Source organism: Massilia sp. CT11-108, assembly GCF_047302915.1.
Lineage (GTDB): Bacteria > Pseudomonadota > Gammaproteobacteria > Burkholderiales > Burkholderiaceae_D > Telluria > Telluria orientalis.
This window is the reverse complement of record NZ_JBKYMO010001103.1, coordinates 1-718: the sequence shown is the minus strand read 5'-3', so window position 1 is coordinate 718 and position 718 is coordinate 1. Positions and strand designations below refer to the sequence as shown.

Sequence of the window (718 nt, the reverse complement as noted above, 5' to 3'; positions counted from 1 at the left end):
GGGTCGACGGGTCGAACGCGCCGGCGTCGCGCGCGGGCGAGCCGTTCCAGACGCGGCCGGCGGGGACAATCCCTCCATCCGGCAGCGCGGATTGTCCCTCCAGGTGGCCGCGCCGGCCCACCTGCGTATTGCCTTCCAGGATCGCGTACGACGACACGCAGGCGTCGTCGTCGAGCGCGATGCGGCCGAGGATCAACCGGCCCCGTTCCACGCGCGCGTTCTCGAAGTTGACGGCATTGCCGATGCTGACGTTGGCGCCGATGGCGAGCAGGTCGGGCGCGCGGATCGTCAGCGAGCCGATCACGACGTCATGCCCGATCTTCGCGCCCAGCAGGCGCAAATACCAGCCGTACAGCGACGAGCCGGCCAGCAAATAGGTCGGGGCCGCCTCGACGAGGCGGTCCGCGAGCCACCAGCGGAAATAGGTCGCGCCCCACAGCGGATACACGCCGGGTTTCAGGCGGCCCGCGACGAGCCACTTGCCCCCGATGGCGAAGACGAATTCCAGCAGGGTCGCGAGCAGGAACACGACTATCGACGCGGCGATGGCACGCGCCACGGAGTCGCCCGGGTCGCCCGTGAAGAAGTGGTACGTGAAGAACGGCGCCAGCCATTGGGCCATGCGCAGCGTGATCAGCACGGGCACGGTCGCCAGCTGGGCGATGCCGCACAGCCAGCGGCGCGCTTCCGACGGCGGCGTCCAGTCGGGCTCGACGGC

The 718-nt window shown here is 70.2% G+C and carries 1 pseudogene; it reads right to left on the bottom strand.

Going from position 1 to position 718, the window contains the following annotated elements:
• Positions 1-718, bottom strand: a pseudogene (locus tag ACEN88_RS33415) (peptide synthetase); the annotation flags it as partial.